13 protein-coding genes are annotated in these 15565 nt (G+C 67.5%); 7 read left to right on the forward strand and 6 right to left on the reverse strand.

Features of this window, described 5'->3' with window-relative positions; genetic code table 11:
* Positions 1-14: 14 nt before the first annotated feature.
* A complete protein-coding gene (locus tag ACFWVD_RS09575; RefSeq protein WP_379241586.1) occupies positions 15-2018 on the reverse strand; it encodes a BTAD domain-containing putative transcriptional regulator in 2004 nt (667 codons plus the stop codon).
* Between the two features lie 107 nt (positions 2019-2125).
* On the opposite strand from ACFWVD_RS09575, the gene ACFWVD_RS09580 reads away from it, so the two are divergent.
* Entirely contained in the window at positions 2126-3004 is an 879-nt protein-coding gene (locus ACFWVD_RS09580) for an alpha/beta fold hydrolase (RefSeq protein WP_379241587.1), read from the forward strand.
* Between the two features lie 14 nt (positions 3005-3018).
* Here the strand turns inward: ACFWVD_RS09580 and ACFWVD_RS09585 are convergent, their stop codons facing one another.
* A complete protein-coding gene (locus ACFWVD_RS09585) occupies positions 3019-3648 on the reverse strand; it encodes a LysE family translocator (protein WP_379241588.1) in 630 nt (209 codons plus the stop codon).
* Positions 3649-3910: 262 nt separating this feature from the next.
* On the opposite strand from ACFWVD_RS09585, the gene ACFWVD_RS09590 reads away from it, so the two are divergent.
* From ACFWVD_RS09590 to ACFWVD_RS09615, 6 genes are all read left to right on the forward strand, one after another.
* Positions 3911-5374, forward strand: coding sequence for an NAD(P)/FAD-dependent oxidoreductase (locus ACFWVD_RS09590; RefSeq protein WP_379241589.1), 1464 nt, complete (start codon positions 3911-3913; stop codon positions 5372-5374).
* 26 nt (positions 5375-5400) lie between these two features.
* On the forward strand, positions 5401-6480 hold the full coding sequence (locus ACFWVD_RS09595; protein ID WP_379241590.1) for an alkene reductase: 1080 nt from the start codon (positions 5401-5403) through the stop codon (positions 6478-6480).
* Between the two features lie 446 nt (positions 6481-6926).
* Positions 6927-8093, forward strand: a complete 1167-nt coding sequence (locus ACFWVD_RS09600; protein ID WP_379241591.1) for a ThiF family adenylyltransferase — start codon at positions 6927-6929, stop codon at positions 8091-8093.
* Entirely contained in the window at positions 8090-8725 is a 636-nt protein-coding gene (locus tag ACFWVD_RS09605) for a GNAT family N-acetyltransferase (protein WP_379241592.1), read from the forward strand. The genes ACFWVD_RS09600 and ACFWVD_RS09605 overlap by 4 nt, the downstream gene beginning before the upstream one ends.
* A gap of 144 nt (positions 8726-8869) precedes the next feature.
* Complete coding sequence (locus tag ACFWVD_RS09610; protein ID WP_379241593.1) at positions 8870-9844, forward strand: helix-turn-helix transcriptional regulator; 975 nt, start codon at positions 8870-8872, stop codon at positions 9842-9844.
* Positions 9845-10038: 194 nt separating this feature from the next.
* Positions 10039-10251, forward strand: coding sequence for a multiprotein-bridging factor 1 family protein (locus ACFWVD_RS09615; protein WP_379241594.1), 213 nt, complete (start codon positions 10039-10041; stop codon positions 10249-10251).
* 46 nt (positions 10252-10297) lie between these two features.
* On the opposite strand, the gene ACFWVD_RS09620 is transcribed toward ACFWVD_RS09615, so the two are convergent.
* From ACFWVD_RS09620 to ACFWVD_RS09635, 4 genes are read right to left on the reverse strand one after another with little or no spacing between them, the layout of a single operon-like run.
* Complete coding sequence (locus ACFWVD_RS09620) at positions 10298-11935, reverse strand: dipeptide ABC transporter ATP-binding protein (protein ID WP_379241595.1); 1638 nt, start codon at positions 11933-11935, stop codon at positions 10298-10300.
* Positions 11932-13590: an ABC transporter substrate-binding protein gene (locus ACFWVD_RS09625; RefSeq protein WP_379241596.1), complete on the reverse strand. Its 1659-nt coding sequence runs from the start codon at positions 13588-13590 to the stop codon at positions 11932-11934. Before ACFWVD_RS09625 ends, ACFWVD_RS09620 begins: the two co-directional genes overlap by 4 nt.
* Positions 13587-14582, reverse strand: a complete 996-nt coding sequence (locus ACFWVD_RS09630; protein ID WP_379241597.1) for an ABC transporter permease — start codon at positions 14580-14582, stop codon at positions 13587-13589. Before ACFWVD_RS09630 ends, ACFWVD_RS09625 begins: the two co-directional genes overlap by 4 nt.
* Entirely contained in the window at positions 14579-15469 is an 891-nt protein-coding gene (locus ACFWVD_RS09635) for an ABC transporter permease (RefSeq protein WP_379241598.1), read from the reverse strand. The genes ACFWVD_RS09630 and ACFWVD_RS09635 overlap by 4 nt, the downstream gene beginning before the upstream one ends.
* Positions 15470-15565: the final 96 nt, after the last annotated feature.

The raw sequence follows: 15565 nt of genomic DNA on the forward strand, positions 1-15565 counted from the left end.
TCTTCCGGGGCGGGTCAGTCGTTCGACGGCAGTGCGCCGTGTGTTGACAGCGCCGATTCGAGGTTGTCGAGGTAGGTGCGAACCGGGCCCACATCGAGAAGTCCGCTCTGCGCGGTGGTTTCGGCCACGGCGGGCGACAGCTGGGTGTGGGCTCGGCGCATGACCTCGACGTCGTCGACGGCGATCCCGGCGTGCGCCACCACGGCCCACAGCGCCTCGAACATCAGATCGCGCGGCGGAGACACGATGTCGCGCAAGGCAGTTCGCGCATCGTCGAACTTTCCTCGCGCGACCAACAGGGCGGGCTCGACCCACGGCTTGTACGGCCCCCAGTCGGTGTCGGGATCGAACGCGGCGATCCGTTCGAGCTCATGACGTCGCAGAGACAAGCTCAGTCGGGCCAACGGCAGCAGTCCACGCTCGAGCCCTGGCATTCCCGCTCCCGCGAGTGCCGCGGCCGCTGCCTCATAACCTGCCTCCGCGGTCGCGAGATCGGCGGTCGCACTGATCCTGAGGGCGCGATACCAGGTGGTGAACACCTCCACCAACGGCAACTGATAACGCTGGGCGACCGCGTCGGCGGCATCGGCGTGCCGGTCGGCACCGATGTAATCGGCGACCGCGCAACGGGATTGGAGCCGGATGAGGTGGCCGAGTACCTCATAGGTGGCGAGCTTGCTGGTCGCCGCGATCGCGATGATCTCGACGCCGATCGCCTCGCGACGCGGCGCCAGGCCCGCCCGCTGAAAACTCTGCATGAACACCGCGTTGAGCGCGAAAACCAGCAGCGACGGATCGTGCAGCCGTCGCGCGATCTCCTCGGCCTGGCGCGCTGCGCGCAGCGGTCGAAGTGCGGCCTCGGTCGGCTTTTCCGTCGGTAGCTCACCGCGCGATTCGACGGCGATGGTGGCCAGCAGCCGGGCACGGTCGGCGTCGTCGTGATCGGGGAGCTGCCGCAGCGTCTTCTCGGCGATCGCGACCAAGCGGTGATCTTGCGCGGGATCGTCGGATCGCGTCCAGATCGCGGGAACGTCGTAGATCCCGATGACCCGCGCGGTCAGCTCGGGATCGCCGAGCTCCGCCGCCGCGACCACCGCCGAAATGCGGTGTCGGCGAGCAGCTTCCAGCCCGCCGCCACCGGTCACCGCGAGGTCGCGCATCAGCCCGGCGGTCGACTCCAGCCGCGTCCCGGCGCGTGGCGGAACGGCGCTGTCGTAGGCGGCCCGCGCCTGTTCCCAGACCTGCGCGGCGGGATCGGCGGCACCGGGGTCGAGGTGTTCCGCCTGGCGCAGCAGATCGTGTTCGAGGCGTCGCAGTCGCGGCCCCGGATCGATGCCCAGATCCTGCGCCAACATCCGTCGGGCACGGGCGAGGACCGCGAGCGCATCGGCTTGCCGGCCCGACCCGTACAGCGCGGTGGCCAGCAGACCCCACGCGTCTTCGCGCCACGGATGCTGGGCCACGTGCGCGTCGAGGTCGGGCACCGCCGCCGCGGCGGCGCCCAGTGCCAGTTGCGCTTCGGCGCGCCGCTCGACCGCGAGCAATCGCTGCTCGGACAGTCGCGACCGCTCGGCCTGTGCCCACCGCTGGTCGCCGAAGTCGGCGTAGGCAGGTCCGTGCCACCAACTCAACGCTTCGGTGAGCAGCGAGAATGCTTGGGCGGCAGGCAGTGTCGCCGCGGCGCGCACGGCATCGTCGAATCGCCACGCATCGACCGCGTCGGGTTCCGCTCGTAGCGCGTAACCCAGGCCCTCGGTCACCAGCAGGCGGGCCGGGGTGCGAGGCGGGCGATCGGGTTCGAGGGCGCGCCGCAACCCCGCGACGAAGGTCCGAATCGCGCCGATCGCGTCCGCGGGCGGGTCGTCCCACAGATCTTCGACCAGCAGACCGACCGGAACGACGCGACGGTGCGCCAGAATCAGCCGCGCCAGCACCTCGCGATAGCGCGGACCGCGCAGCGCGACCGGCTCGCCCCGGTCGTCGCGCACGGTGACCGCACCGAGCACCTGAAACCGCATCAGGCCAATGTAGTGCGCGTTCATCGGATGCTCATCGCCGCACCGCACGCTCGAACTCGATCCGCACAGACCGTGCGGACCCGCCTTCGAACGAAAGAGCCACCGCGATGACCAGCACCATTCCCGGCTTCGACTACCACCGCGTCCCCGTCGCCGACGACGTCGCGCTCAACGTCGCCGTCGCGGGCTCGGGAGGCCCGATCGTGCTGCTGCACGGATTCCCGCAGACCCACCTGATGTGGCGTCACGTCGCCGCCGACCTGGCCGCGGACCACACCGTGATCGTGGCGGACCTGCGCGGTTACGGCGACAGCGCCAAGCCCGCCGAGGCCGGACCCGACACCTACTCCAAGCGGACCATGGCCGCCGACATCGTCACCGCCGCACGGACTCTCGGCCACGAACGCTTCGCGCTGGCCGGACACGACCGCGGCGCGTTGGTCGCGTTCCGTGCGGGTCTGGACCACCCCGATGCGATCACCCACCTGGCCTGCCTGGACGTGCTGCCCACCCTGGACATGTGGGATGTCCTGCACGGCACCACCGCCGCGGTCGGCTTCCACCTGTACCTGATGGCGCAGCCGCCGGGACTGCCCGAACAGATGATCGCCGCCAGCGCCGACGCGTTCTTCGGCTACTTCCTCGACCAGTGGACCAAGGATCCGGCCGCGATCCCCGCGCCGGTCCGCGCCGCCTACCTGGCCGCCTGCCGCGCCGCGGTGCCCTCGATCGTGGCGGACTACCGCGCCTCGGCGACGATCGACGTCGACCACGACCGCGCCGACCGGGCCGCGGGCAACCGACTGTCGATGCCGGTGACGGTCATGCAGCAGGACTGGGGCGCAGCACTGGGCTACGAGGCCACCGCGCTGTGGTCGAGCTGGGCACCGAATCTGGACCACCGCACCGTCGACGCGGGCCACTTCATGGCCGAAGAGGACCCCGCCGTTGTCGTCGCAGCCCTCCGCGATCTGGTCCGGCGTTGAGGTCGAGCACCTGGTCAGCTGCCCTCCGCCGCGAGTAGTCCCGCCATGCCGAGGAAGCACACTCCGCTACCGAAGTCGATCCGGCGCGACGTTCGCGCGGAGAAACCGGTCGCGCCGATGAGACCGCCCACCGCGACGTAGCCCAGGCCCACGACCAGCTCGATGCCGACATACGCCGCGCCGAGCAGGGCCAGCTGCGTGCCGAAACCGCCCGCGGATTCGTCGGCGAACTGGGGGAGCAACGCGGCGAACAGCAGCAGCGCCTTCGGGTTGCTGATCCCGACGGCGAACTCGTTTCCGACCACGCGCCACCGGATCGCGCGCGCGACCGGACCCGGTGACGAGTCGGCCTGCGGCCGCCACGCGCGCCGCAGGCCACCGATCCCGATCCAGGCGAGATAGACCACGCCGACCCACTTGATCACCGTCAGCGCGGTCGCCGAGGCCGCCAGTGTCGCACCGAGTCCGGCGACAACCAGCGCGATGAGCACGGCGAAGGAGGCCAGCCGGCCACCCACCCCGGCCAACGCGTACCGAATGCCGTGGTGCACAGCGTTGTTCAGGCCCAGCAGCTGGCTCGCTCCCGGAATGAGCGAGACGAGGACAGCGGCGGGAAAGAACCCCACCCAGTTGATCGCGTGCATTCTTCGGACTCCTTCTGCGTGGATCTGAGGAGTCCATCGTCACCCGCGAGGCCGCTCACTTCCCAGCCCATTCGACTGTTCACCGAGAACCCGAAAGCGGCGCGGTGAGTCATTCGATGCAGTCGAGGGTGCAGTCGTTCGACTGATTCGGCGGGGGTGCGCGGATTCGTAATTTTATCGAGCAGCTTTTGGTCTGGGAACTGAGCGCACTTCCGGCGAACAGTTGCCAGACCTCCTTCCGAAACAGTCAAGGACAAACATCATGCGAACCACTGAAAATGACCGGCAGAAGCACGTGGTAGTTCTCGGCAGCGGGCCGACCGGCTTGACCGCGGCCATGCTGCTGGCTCGCGAAGGTCACCGAGTCACGGTGTTGGACAAGGACTCCGGGGGCGCCACCGCCGATGCCGAACAGGCGTGGGACCAGTGGAAGCGGCCCGGAGTGAACCAGTTCCGGCATCCGCACATCATGCTGCCCGCCGCGTTCGCCCTGCTCACCCGCGAACTACCCGAGGCCGTCACGCAACTACGGGCGCTGGGCGCACGCACCCACAACATGCTCGACGGCGCCTACGACCTGGCCCCTATCGGTGGTCGTAAGCCCGGCGACGAACGATTCGACACCCTGGCCGCTCGCCGGCCGGTCATCGAGCAGGGACTCACCAACGCCGCGCTCCTCGCCGGGGTCACCGTTCGCCGCGACACCCCGGTCACCGGATTCCTCACCGACGCCACCCCGGCCACCGGGATCGCGCACATCACCGGTGTGGCGACCGCGCACGGTGAGCTCGTCCACGCCGACCTGGTCGTCGACGCCCTCGGCCGCAACTCGTCCGCGAGCAAAATGCTGGTCGACATCGGGGCCCCCGCACCTGTCCTGGATCGGCACGAGACCGGATTCCTGGCCTACAGCCGCTATTTCCGCTCGGCCGACGGCTCGTACCCGGACCAGGCGGCATGGCCGTTGGAGCACCACAACAGCATTTCGCTGACCACCGTGCCCGGTGACGCGGGTACCTGGGCGCTTGCCCTGTTCGTGTCGGCCAAGGATCGCGCTCTGCGAGCGCTGAGCGACCCGGAAGTCTGGCAGCGGGTGGCGGCCCTGTATCCCGATATGGCGCACTGGGCTTCCCACGGTGAGCCCATCACCGGGGTGCTGGCCATGTCCGGCATGGAATCGCGGCATCGCGGCTTCGTCGTCGACGGCACACCGGTCGCGACCGGGCTGCTCAGCATCGGAGATGCCTGGGCCACCACCAATCCCACGTTCGGCATGGGTATCACCATGGGCATGGCGCACGCGGTGTTGCTGCGGGATGTGTTGGCGGAGATCGGTTTCGACGATCGGGACAAGCTCGCACTGCGGTTCGACGAGGTCACCGAGGCCACGCTCCACCCGGCCCAACAAGCCTCTGCCGCCTGGGATCTGCATCGGCTGGCGCAGATCGACCTCGACATCGCTTCCATCCCCTACGAAGTCGGCGTCGCCTACGAAACCGACGATGCGGACTGGAACCTGCGGCAGGCCCTCGAGGTCGCGAAATTGCGCGATCCCGACGTCCTGCGCGCGTTCGGCGACGTCGGGTCACTGCTGACCAGCCCCGAGGAAGCGCTCGCACGCCCCGGCGTCATCGACCGAATCATGGAGCTCGGCGGCGACGCTGTCGGCCGACCGCAGTCCGGCCCGACACGTGTCGAACTGCTCGCCGCGATCGTGGCGAACTGACCCACCTACTTCTTCAGGAGCACATCATGAACGACCAAACCCTCTGGACCCCTACGCAGTTGGGCACGATCGCCCTGCCGCACCGCCTCGCCATGGCGCCGATGACCCGAAGCCGCGCCGCGGCCGACGGCACCGTCACCGATCTGACCGCCACCTACTACGAGCAGCGGTCCTCGCTCGCGATGCTCATCAGCGAAGGCACCCAACCCTCGCCTGACGGACAGGGCTACCTCAACACCCCCGGCATCTACGAACCCGCCCACGTCGAAGCGTGGAAAAAGGTCGCCGCCGCAGTCCACGAATCCGGTGCCGCGTTCGTCATCCAGCTGATGCACGTGGGCCGAGTTGCCCACCCCGACAACACCTCCCACGGCCGCGCGCCCGTCGCACCGTCGCCGATCGCGGCCGACGCGATGATGTTCACCGCCACCGGGCCGCAACCGATGGCGGAGCCGGTGGCACTGGACACCGCCGCCATCGCACGAACTGTCGACGAGTTCCGTATCGCGGCCGCCATGGCCATCGACGCGGGAGCCGACGGCGTAGAGATCCACGGCGCCAACGGCTACCTGCTGCACCAGTTCCTCAGCACCAACGCCAACCAGCGCACCGACCAGTACGGCGGCTCCCTCACCGGCCGCGCCCGCTTCCCCCTGGAAGTCGCCGCGGCCGTTGCCGCCGAAATCGGTGCCGACCGCACCGGATTCCGGATCTCACCGGCCAACCCGTTCAACGACATCACCGAAACCGACACCCACGCGCTCTACACACACCTGGTCACCGAGCTGGCAGACCTGGACCTGGCCTACCTGCACCTGGTCCACGCCGGCGACGAACAGCTCCTGCGCGCGATCAGGAAGATCTGGCCACAACGCCTGGTCGTGAACCGCGCCGGGGCCGACCTCGACACCCGCATCGCCGACCTCGACAACGGCACAGCCGACGTCATCACCGTCGGCGCCGCAGCCTTGGCCAACCCCGACCTACCCGCCCGTGTCCGCGCCGGCGCCGCCCTCAACGACCCCGACCCGACCACCTTCTACGGCGGAGACCACCACGGCTACACCGACTACCCCGTGGTCGATGCCCAAAGTTGGGATCGGTAGGTGACACGCGCGGTCGTCACGATCGTGGTCTGGTCATGGCGATGGTCCAGGCGAACAACACCGGCGTTGTCCGCGCGCCACTTCCGCTCGTCGGGAAGGTCGTTGCCCCGTACGCGGAGCAGCTGGCCGATTCAGTGAAGTAGCGCTGGGGCGAAACGTCGAAACAGCACCGGCCCGAGATCATCTCGGGCCGGTGACGTTCGCGTAGGAGCGCACGTCTCGTGCCAGTTGTGCTGGTGGCTGGTTCATTGCCTCGGCAAATCCACCTGGATGACGCCGAGGCGCTCGGCGTCGGCCAGTTTGCTTGTAAGTCATTTCGGCTGAGCTACTTTCGCGCCATGCCGATGGACCGAGGTTGAGTTAGCTGAGAGTGTGCTGCGGGTATCCTTTGTGCGTCCTGGTCGACAGAGACGTTCGTCTCATCAGAGTCGGAGGTTCGTGCCCACATGGTTCAGCATCGCTCGGTTCCGCGGCCGGCGGTACTCACGCCCAGCGCTGCGACATCGCAATTCCGTCCGGTCCTGCTCGACGCGTCCAGACCGGAAGGACTGCGTGAGCTGGAAGCGCTGGCAGCGTCGAGTTCTGTTGGGGCAGTGCAGGACACGATCGAAGAGCAGCTCGACGAACTGATCCGCTCCCAGGATCCTGCTGCCGCGCAGACGACGGGATCGCTGGCGGCGATGCGCGAACGGATCTGTGGCGGGATGCCGTTGTGGCGGTGGGGTACGTGGGTGTTCTATCCGTGGAGCGGCCGATTGGTACATGTGTTGCCGCGCAACGACTTCCAACAGCTGCGCACCGATCGAAATTGCAACAAGATCGACCGGGCGCAACAGGCAGACCTGCGTGAGCGGCGGATCGGTGTGGTGGGGCTGTCGGTGGGCAATAGTGCCGCGGTGACGCTGGCGATGGAAGGGGTCGGCGGATCGTTCCGGTTGGCCGACTTCGACACTCTCGGTTTGTCGAATCTGAATCGGCTGCGGGCGGGGATAGGTGATCTCGGCGTGTCCAAGGCGGTGCTGGCCGCGCGTCAGATGTTCGAGATCGACCCCTATCTCGACATCGAGGTGTTCACCGACGGGTTGACCGAGGAGTCGATCGGGCCGTTCTTCGACGGAACCGGTGGCACGCTGGATCTGTTGGTGGAGGAATGCGACACCGTGTGGGCGAAGGTCGCCGCCCGTGAGTACGCGCGCAGCCGCGGAATCCCCGTTCTGATGGACGCCAACGATCGCGGCCTGCTGGATGTGGAGCGTTTCGATCGCGAACCCGATCGACCGCTGTTCCACGGCCGCGGCGGCGGGGCGACCTCGGCCGACGTCGCGAAGATGAATCAGGGTGAGCTGCTGTCGTTTCTGCTGGCAGTGGTCGATGAGCCGCGGCTGAGTCCGGCGATGCGCGAGGCTGTCGGGGAGATCGGTCGGAGCTTGTCCAGCTGGCCGCAACTCGCCTCCGGGGTGATGCTCGGGGGCGCCTTGGTCGCGGACACGGCTCGCCGGATTCTGCTCGGAGAGGAGATCCCGTCGGGGCGCACGTATATCGACCTCGACGAGCTCATCCCCGCGATGGACCCACAGACCGCCTTCGTGCGGGCGATGGCAGCAGTCCGGTGACGGTCGACCTGAGCAACGTGGAACTGGTCGGAGCGCGGCTGCGGTTGCGTGAGCTGGAAGCCGGTGACCTGGGTGTCTATCAGCGGATCTTCACCGACCCGAACCTGACCAGATATATGGGCACCGACAGCATGGGTGTCCGGGCGGCCGCCGCCGCGTTCGACGCCACCCTGCGCTCCCGCTCCGAAACCCCGCGCCGCAAGTACACGCTCGCGATCACCGCACCGGGCGAGGACACCATGGTCGGCACCATCAGCCTGCTGGTCGAGGACTTCGGCAGCAACGCGATGATCGGCGGACTGGTCGTGGTCCCGGAAACGGCGTTGCGTGCGGGCGGCATCGAGGCGGCGCGACTCATGGCGGCATTCGCCTTCGGACCGTTGGGGATTCACCGGGTGTGGGCCGGGCACCGAGACGATCATCCGGTGATGGACACGGTCATGTCGGGAGTGGGCTTGACGCCGGAGGCGCGGCTGCGACAGCTGTACCGCACCCAGGGTCGGTGGCGCGACGTGTGCACCTATGCCGCGCTGCGCCCGGAATGGGTTGCCACGGCGACCCCTGCCGAACGTCGAATCCTGGCCTTACGGCCCGCAACGGCAAGGGAACACGCCACCGCGTGTCGGTCCTGAACTCTGCCGAATCCGGCTCGGGGCGCGCCATCGCGCGATAGCATCGCCGACTACAGGCTCGTGCAATCACCCTGCCCGAAACGCGGAGCGGCCGGCGACGGGAGGGGCCCCACCGCCGGCGAGAATCCGAAGCTGAGATCACAAATGGCAGTGCTGATCGACTCCGATTACTTCACGCCTTCCGACCGGCGCGAGGCGGTCACCGCGATCCTGCAGGAAGCCGATATCGGGGCGAACCTGCAGATGTGGGATTCGGCCGCCGAGGTGGTCAGTCGGCACCAAGCATGGATGCTGGGGCCGATCGCACTCACGCGTTCGGAGGTGTCCGGTCACCAGGTCTGCCGAACCCGTCGGCACGAAAGATCCACTCCCAGTGACACTTTGACGGTGACCGTGCAGACCGGGCAGGTCCGCAGACACGAACAGTTCGGTGCGCAAACGCTGATCGAACCCGGTGCCTGCGAAGTGATCGACCTGGCCCCCGCCTTCGCCTCCGGGTGGCATGGTCTGGGCGGAACCCTGTGCCTGCAGCTGTCGCGAGACCGCCTGGGGATTTCCGCGGAAACGGTCATCGCGGCCCACGGGCGGTTGGCGGCGTCGCCGCTGTATCCGATGGTCACCGCGCAGATCCAGCATCTGGTCGCCGTCGCCGACCAACTCGAAACCGATCCTGCCGCCGCGTCGGTGGGGGAGTCGTGTCTGGAAATGGTTCGGGCGCTGCTGATCTCGGCGGCGGGGCGCGGGCCCGGTGACGGCGGCGCCATCCCGGACCAACTGCTGATCGAGCAGATCCTGGGGTATGTGCGGGCACACCTGTCCGATTCGGGTTTGAAGATCCCCGAAATCGCCGCCGCCAACAATATTTCCGTGCGGCACCTGTTCAAGGTGTGCGCGCAGTCGGGCATCAGCCTCGAACAATGGATCATCGAACACCGCCTGGCCCGCGCCCGCGACATGCTGATCGACAGGGGCTACGCGCACCGGTCCATCGCGTCGGTGGCCGGTGCCGTGGGTTTCCGCGACGCGGCCCACTTCGCCCGACGATTCCGGGAAACGTATGGCATGACGCCCCGTGACTGGCGCCGCAGTGCTACCGAGGCGGACAACCCGCCGAAATAGCCGAGGTTCCCGCCCGACTGCAAGCACGTTTGTGCGTGCACAGTCAGGTGCCGTGCAGTCACAGACTCCTGTGACGACGCGATTCCCGATACCTTTCGAATGTGGCTGCGGGAGAACGCATCAGGCGGGGAGTGTTCGCCGACGGACACCCGCACCGATGCGATCCGTGCTGAGGGCATCGAGAGAGGGAGACCATGTCGACGATCGGAAGAGCAATTCGGGCAGCGAGGATGGCCTCCGGGTTCACCCAGGCGGAGCTGGCCGACTGGATCGGAATCGCGGACGGAAACCAGATCAGCCGGTGGGAACGCGGTGTGGTGACCCCCAGCGGCGACAGTGTGTGCGAGTTGTCCAGAGTGCTGGGGGTGCGCCTCGACACCTCGGCCAGAGGTGCGGTGTCGTGTTGATCTCACTGCGTGGTGACGCACGAGGAACGAGTGTTCGTCGAACTTCTCACACCGCGAGTCGGCACGTGTGGTGCGTGGATTCCGCGTTGGAATCCACTAGTGGGATCGCGGAGATCAGCGTGCGGGTGTAGTCGTGGGACGGGGAACTCAGCACGGTGCTGGTCGGACCGTCTTCGATGACCACCCCGTTTCTGAGCACGACGATCCGATCGGCGATCGCCTCCGCGACCGCGAAATCATGGGTGATCACAATTCCGGCGAGGCCGCGTCGGCGTCTGATCTGGGTGAGCAGATCGAGCACATCGCGTTGAATGCGTGCGTCGAGTGAACTGGTCGGCTCGTCGGCGACGAGAACCTCTGGGTCAAGCGCCAAGGCTCGGGCGATGGCGACCCGCTGCTGTTGTCCGCCGGACAGTTCGCGCGGGCGCCGATCCGCGAATTCCGCGCCGAGTCCGACTTCGGCGAGGAGTTCGCGCACCCGCCGATCGCGGTCGGCGGGGGACAGGTCGGTGTGGACCCGCAGCGGCAATTCCACGGATCGGCGCACCGTGTGTTCGGGGTTGAGCGAGGACGCGGGGTTTTGGAAGACGATGCCGATCACAGCGCCGAGCGCCCGTCGGCCCGAGGCACGACGCACCGGCAGGTCCACGTCGGCGACTGTCGCCGTTCCGCCGGTCAAAGGCTCGAGCCCGGCGACGACCCGGCCCAGCGTCGACTTGCCCGCTCCGGATTCGCCCACGAAGGCCACCATCTCGCCCGCGCGAACAGTCACTGAAACATCACGCAGCGCAGCGACTTTCGTGCGGCCGCGATAGGTTACGCTCGCCTTCTCCACCCGCACCACCGGTTCACCGAATTCGCGGTGCTCGGGGGCTTTCGTGCCGTCCAGGCGGGCGACCGCGTCCACGAGGCTGCGGGTGTAGTCCGATTCGGGTGCTCCCAGTACCGCCTTCACCGACCCCTGCTCGGCGATGGCGCCCTCGAACATGACCGCTACCTGATCGGCCGAGTCGGCGACCACGCCCATGTCATGAGTGATGAGCAGTGTGCTGCAGTCTGTTTCAGCACGGACCTCGCGCAGCAGGTCGAGGATTTCCCGCTGCACCAAGGCATCGAGGGCCGTGGTCGGTTCGTCCGCGATGATCAGTTCCGGCTCGTGCGCCAGTGCCATCGCGATCATCGCGCGCTGCAACTGCCCACCCGACACCTGGTGCGGATAGGACCGCGCCACCCGCTCCGGATCGGGCAGCCGCACCCGCTCGAGCAATTCAGTGACGCGGGCGCGGCGCTGTGCCCGCGACAGGCGCAGTCTGGCCGCCAGCACCTCGCCGATCTGAGCGCCGACGGTGTGCACCGGGTCGAACGCCGAGGACGGATTCTGGAAGACCACCCCCACCGATTCCAGCCGGAACCGGCGCAGCTGCGGCGGTGTCAGCCGCAGCAGATCCACCGAAGTGCCGTTCGCGGAACGGAATTCGATGGATCCCGACGCTGTCAGGCCCCGGCCGAGAAGCCCGAGGACTGCCAGCGTCGTCACCGACTTGCCCGCGCCGGACTCACCGACCAGCGCGAGTACCTCACCCCGAGGCACCTCGAACGACACGTCGCGCACGAGGATGCCGCGGGGACCGCGAACGGTCAGATTCTGAACCGACAGCAGGGCTTGTCCGGAGTCGACACTCATGGCAGCAGCGAGATCCGGAAGTAGTTCGGGTAGGACGGGAACGGTGGCACGAGGAAGTTGGCGACGCCCGCGCCGTAGATCCAGGTGTTCACCGAATTGATCAAGGGAACATTCGGTGCCAGCGCGGTGATCGCCCGATCGGCCTTCGCCCATGCGGCCTTGGCCGCGGCCGGATCCACTTGCCGCGCGGCGTTATCGATCGCCGCGTCGACGGTGGGGTCGGACAACCGGGCCGCGTTGTATCCGCCGCGGCCGATCTCCTTCGACGAGAAGCTGGGCTGCAGCATCGAATACGGTGACGGGAAGTCCGCCTGCCACCGCGACAGCGCCAGGTCGTACCCCGAGCCGTCCTGGTGCATCGTGATGTCGGTGTAGGTGGGGCGGTCGACGGTGCGCAGCGTCACCCGGATCCCGGCCCGCTGCCAACCGGCTTGCAGCGCCTGCGCCTGGGCCACGACCTCAGCCGAATTCTGGTGCACCAGCACCAGATCCACGCCGTTCGCGTGCCCCGCTTCGGCGAGCAAGGTCTTGGCCTTCTCGACATCACCGGTCTCCGGGGCGGGCAGGACGTCGAACTTCTCGTAGCCCTCCAGCGCGGGCGGGATGTTCGTCGTCGCGATCGACCCGCGGTTCTTGCCGCCGCTGGCGACCAGGTAGGAGGCCTTGTCGGTGGCCAGATTGATCGCCTGCCGCACCCGCAGGTCGGCCAGCAGCGGCTTGGCGGTATTGATGGCCACCTGGTCGATCGAACCGCCACCGGCCTCCGCGGTGCGGCTCTTCGCGGACGGATTCGCCGTCAGCGCTGCCAGTTGCGAGGCGGGCACCGGACCGGCGAATGAGAACCGGCCGTCACCGGAACCGTGGATCACCGACTGGACCGAAGTCTCCTTGGACACACCGAGTTTGAAGATCACCTTGTCGGGACCCGCGGTGCGGTTGGGGTCGGTGCTGGGGTCCCAGTGCGGGTTTCGTTCGAGCACGACCTGGCCGTCGGCACGATCGGCGATGCGGTAGGGGCCTGTCGCCACCGGTGCGCGACCGTAGGTCTGCGGGTTGTCCTTCGCTTTCGGGACCGGCGCGAAGGCGGGCTGCGACACGATCCACGGCCAGTCGCCGAACGCCTGCGTCAGCTTGAACACCAGCGTCGAATCATCGGGTGTCTCAATGGAATCCAGGTGCTTGCCGTCGTAGGGACCCGCATAGTTGTCGCCACCCACGAGGAACTGCTTGTGGTAGTTGAAGCCGCCCGCCAGCAGCGGCGCGAAGGACCGTTCCAGGCCGTATTTGACGTCGCCCGAGGTGACCGGAGTGCCGTCCTCGAACTTCAGTCCCGGCTTGAGTGTGTACTTCCAGGTCTGCCCGCCGTCGGTCGTCGTCCCGGTGTCGGTGGCCAGATCGGGCACGGGAACAACGGGTTTGCCCGGTTCGGAGCTCCAGGTGGTGAGCCTACGGTTGAACAGCGACTGGGTGGTGATCGCGAGGTTCGACGACTTCGCGGGATCCAGATCCAAATTGGCGCTTTCGACGGGAATCGTCAGGGTTCCGCCTCGCTTGAACTCCGTGGACCCGGCATTACCCGAATCCTGCGTGTTCGCCCCGCATCCCGCGAGCACTGTCACCAGCGTCGCGGCAATCGCAACAGACTTGATTCTCATCGACCTACCATTCTCGGATCCAATATTCGAACAACTGTGTCCACCAACAGGTTTCCCGCCACGACCAAGAAGGCCGAGAAGACTGTCATGCCCACGACCACCGGCAGATCGACCTGGCTCACGCCGTCGAGCATCAGCCGTCCCAAGCCGGGCATCCCGAACACGGTTTCGGTGATGACCGCGCCACCCAGCAGCAGGCTCACCTCGATCCCGAAGTAGGTCAGCACCGGCACCGCGCCGTTGCGCAGCCCGTGTCGCAGCAGAATCCGGCGCTCGGGCAGGCCGTTGGCGCGCGCGGTGCGGATGTAGTCCTGACCGAGGGCGTCGATCAGGTTCGATCGGGTGAGCCGCACGTAGACACCGGCGCCGGTCCAGGCCAGCACGAACCACGGCGCGACCAGGTGCCACGCCCAGTCGACCGGATCGGTGGTGAACGGCACGTAGCCGCCCACCGGGATCATGTCGAGCTGAAAGCCGAACACGTAGATGGCCAGCAAGCCGACCAGATACGTCGGCATGGACAGCCCGATCGCGCTCACATCGGTGAGGACCTTGTCCCAGCGTGAGCCCTCCCGCACCGCGGCCACCAGCCCCAGGCCCACACCGGACACCAGGAGCAGCACCGCCGCACCCAGCGTCACCGAGAGGGTGACCGGGAGGCGTTCGCCGATCAACGCGAGGACCGTCTGGTTCTCCTGGAACGAGTAGCCCAGACACGGTGCGGCGCACTCGATCACGTTGCCGCCGTCACCGAAGGACCGGCCGACGAGCAACCCGGCGAGGAAATCCCAGCACTGCTCGTACCACGAACGGTCCAGACCCATGAACTCGTGGGCGCGCTGCAGATTCCCTGGCGTGCAAGGCTTTCCACACGCCAGCTGCGCAGGATCGGCAGGCAGGAAATAGAACACCAGATAGGTGAGCAGCGCGACCACCACCAGCACGGCCACCGCCCCGGCAGCATGGCGCGCGAGAGCGAACAACCGGTTCATGCCACCGACTTCCACGCAGGAGTGGCCAGTCGCTGACGCAGCGCCTCACCGATCTCGTTGATCGCCAAGGTGATCAGCACCAGCGCCGCCCCGGGGAACAGCAGATACCACGGGTCGGTCTGCACCCAGTTGATCGAATCGCCGATGCTGCGGCCCCACGACGGGGTCGGCGCGGGTACACCCACACCCAGAAACGACAGTGCCGCTTCGGTTCCGATGAACGCGGGCACGTACAGCGTGAGGAATACGATGACCGTGCCCCGCAGGTTCGGCAGCAGTTCCCGGACCAGAATGTGCCAGGTCGACGCGCCGGTCGCCTCGGCGTAGCGGACGAAATCACGGTTGCGCAGCGTCATGGTCTGCGAGCGGATCACCCGCGCCCCACCGGCCCACCCGAAGATCGCCATCACCGCGATCACCAGCGCCACCCTCGACGCGTCCGGCGGCACCACCGCGCCCAGCGCGATCATGAACAGCAACGCCGGAAAACCGAACAGCACGTTGGTGATTCCCGAAACGACCCGATCGAGCCACCCGCCGAAATAGCCTGCGGTGAGCCCGATGACGAGCACGGCCACCGTGGTGAGCAGCGCGCTGACCACACCCACCAGCAGTGAGGTTCGCGCGCCGTACACGACGATGGCGAACAGGTCGCGCCCGCTCAACGGCTCCACCCCGAACCAGTGCTCGACGCTGATACCGCCGAAAGCACCGGCCGGCGCGCTGTCGGGACCGAGCGTTTCGGGGTGGTACGTGTACGGATCCACCCCGATCGCGGCGGTGATCACCGGCGCACCCACCGCGAGAACCACGATCAGCGCGACCACGACGATCGATGTCGCAGCGCGCGGCGTGAGGGATCGGAAGGCCCGAATCGGCTGCGGCATAGACGGAATCGTAAGTTCGTTTTCCTCGCTACCGATTCCGACCGGACCCCCACCGACCGCTACGCAGGTCCTGTCACCTGGGCATTTCGCATCCGC

The sequence above is a fragment of the Nocardia sp. NPDC058666 genome (assembly GCF_042714895.1).
GTDB lineage: Bacteria > Actinomycetota > Actinomycetes > Mycobacteriales > Mycobacteriaceae > Nocardia.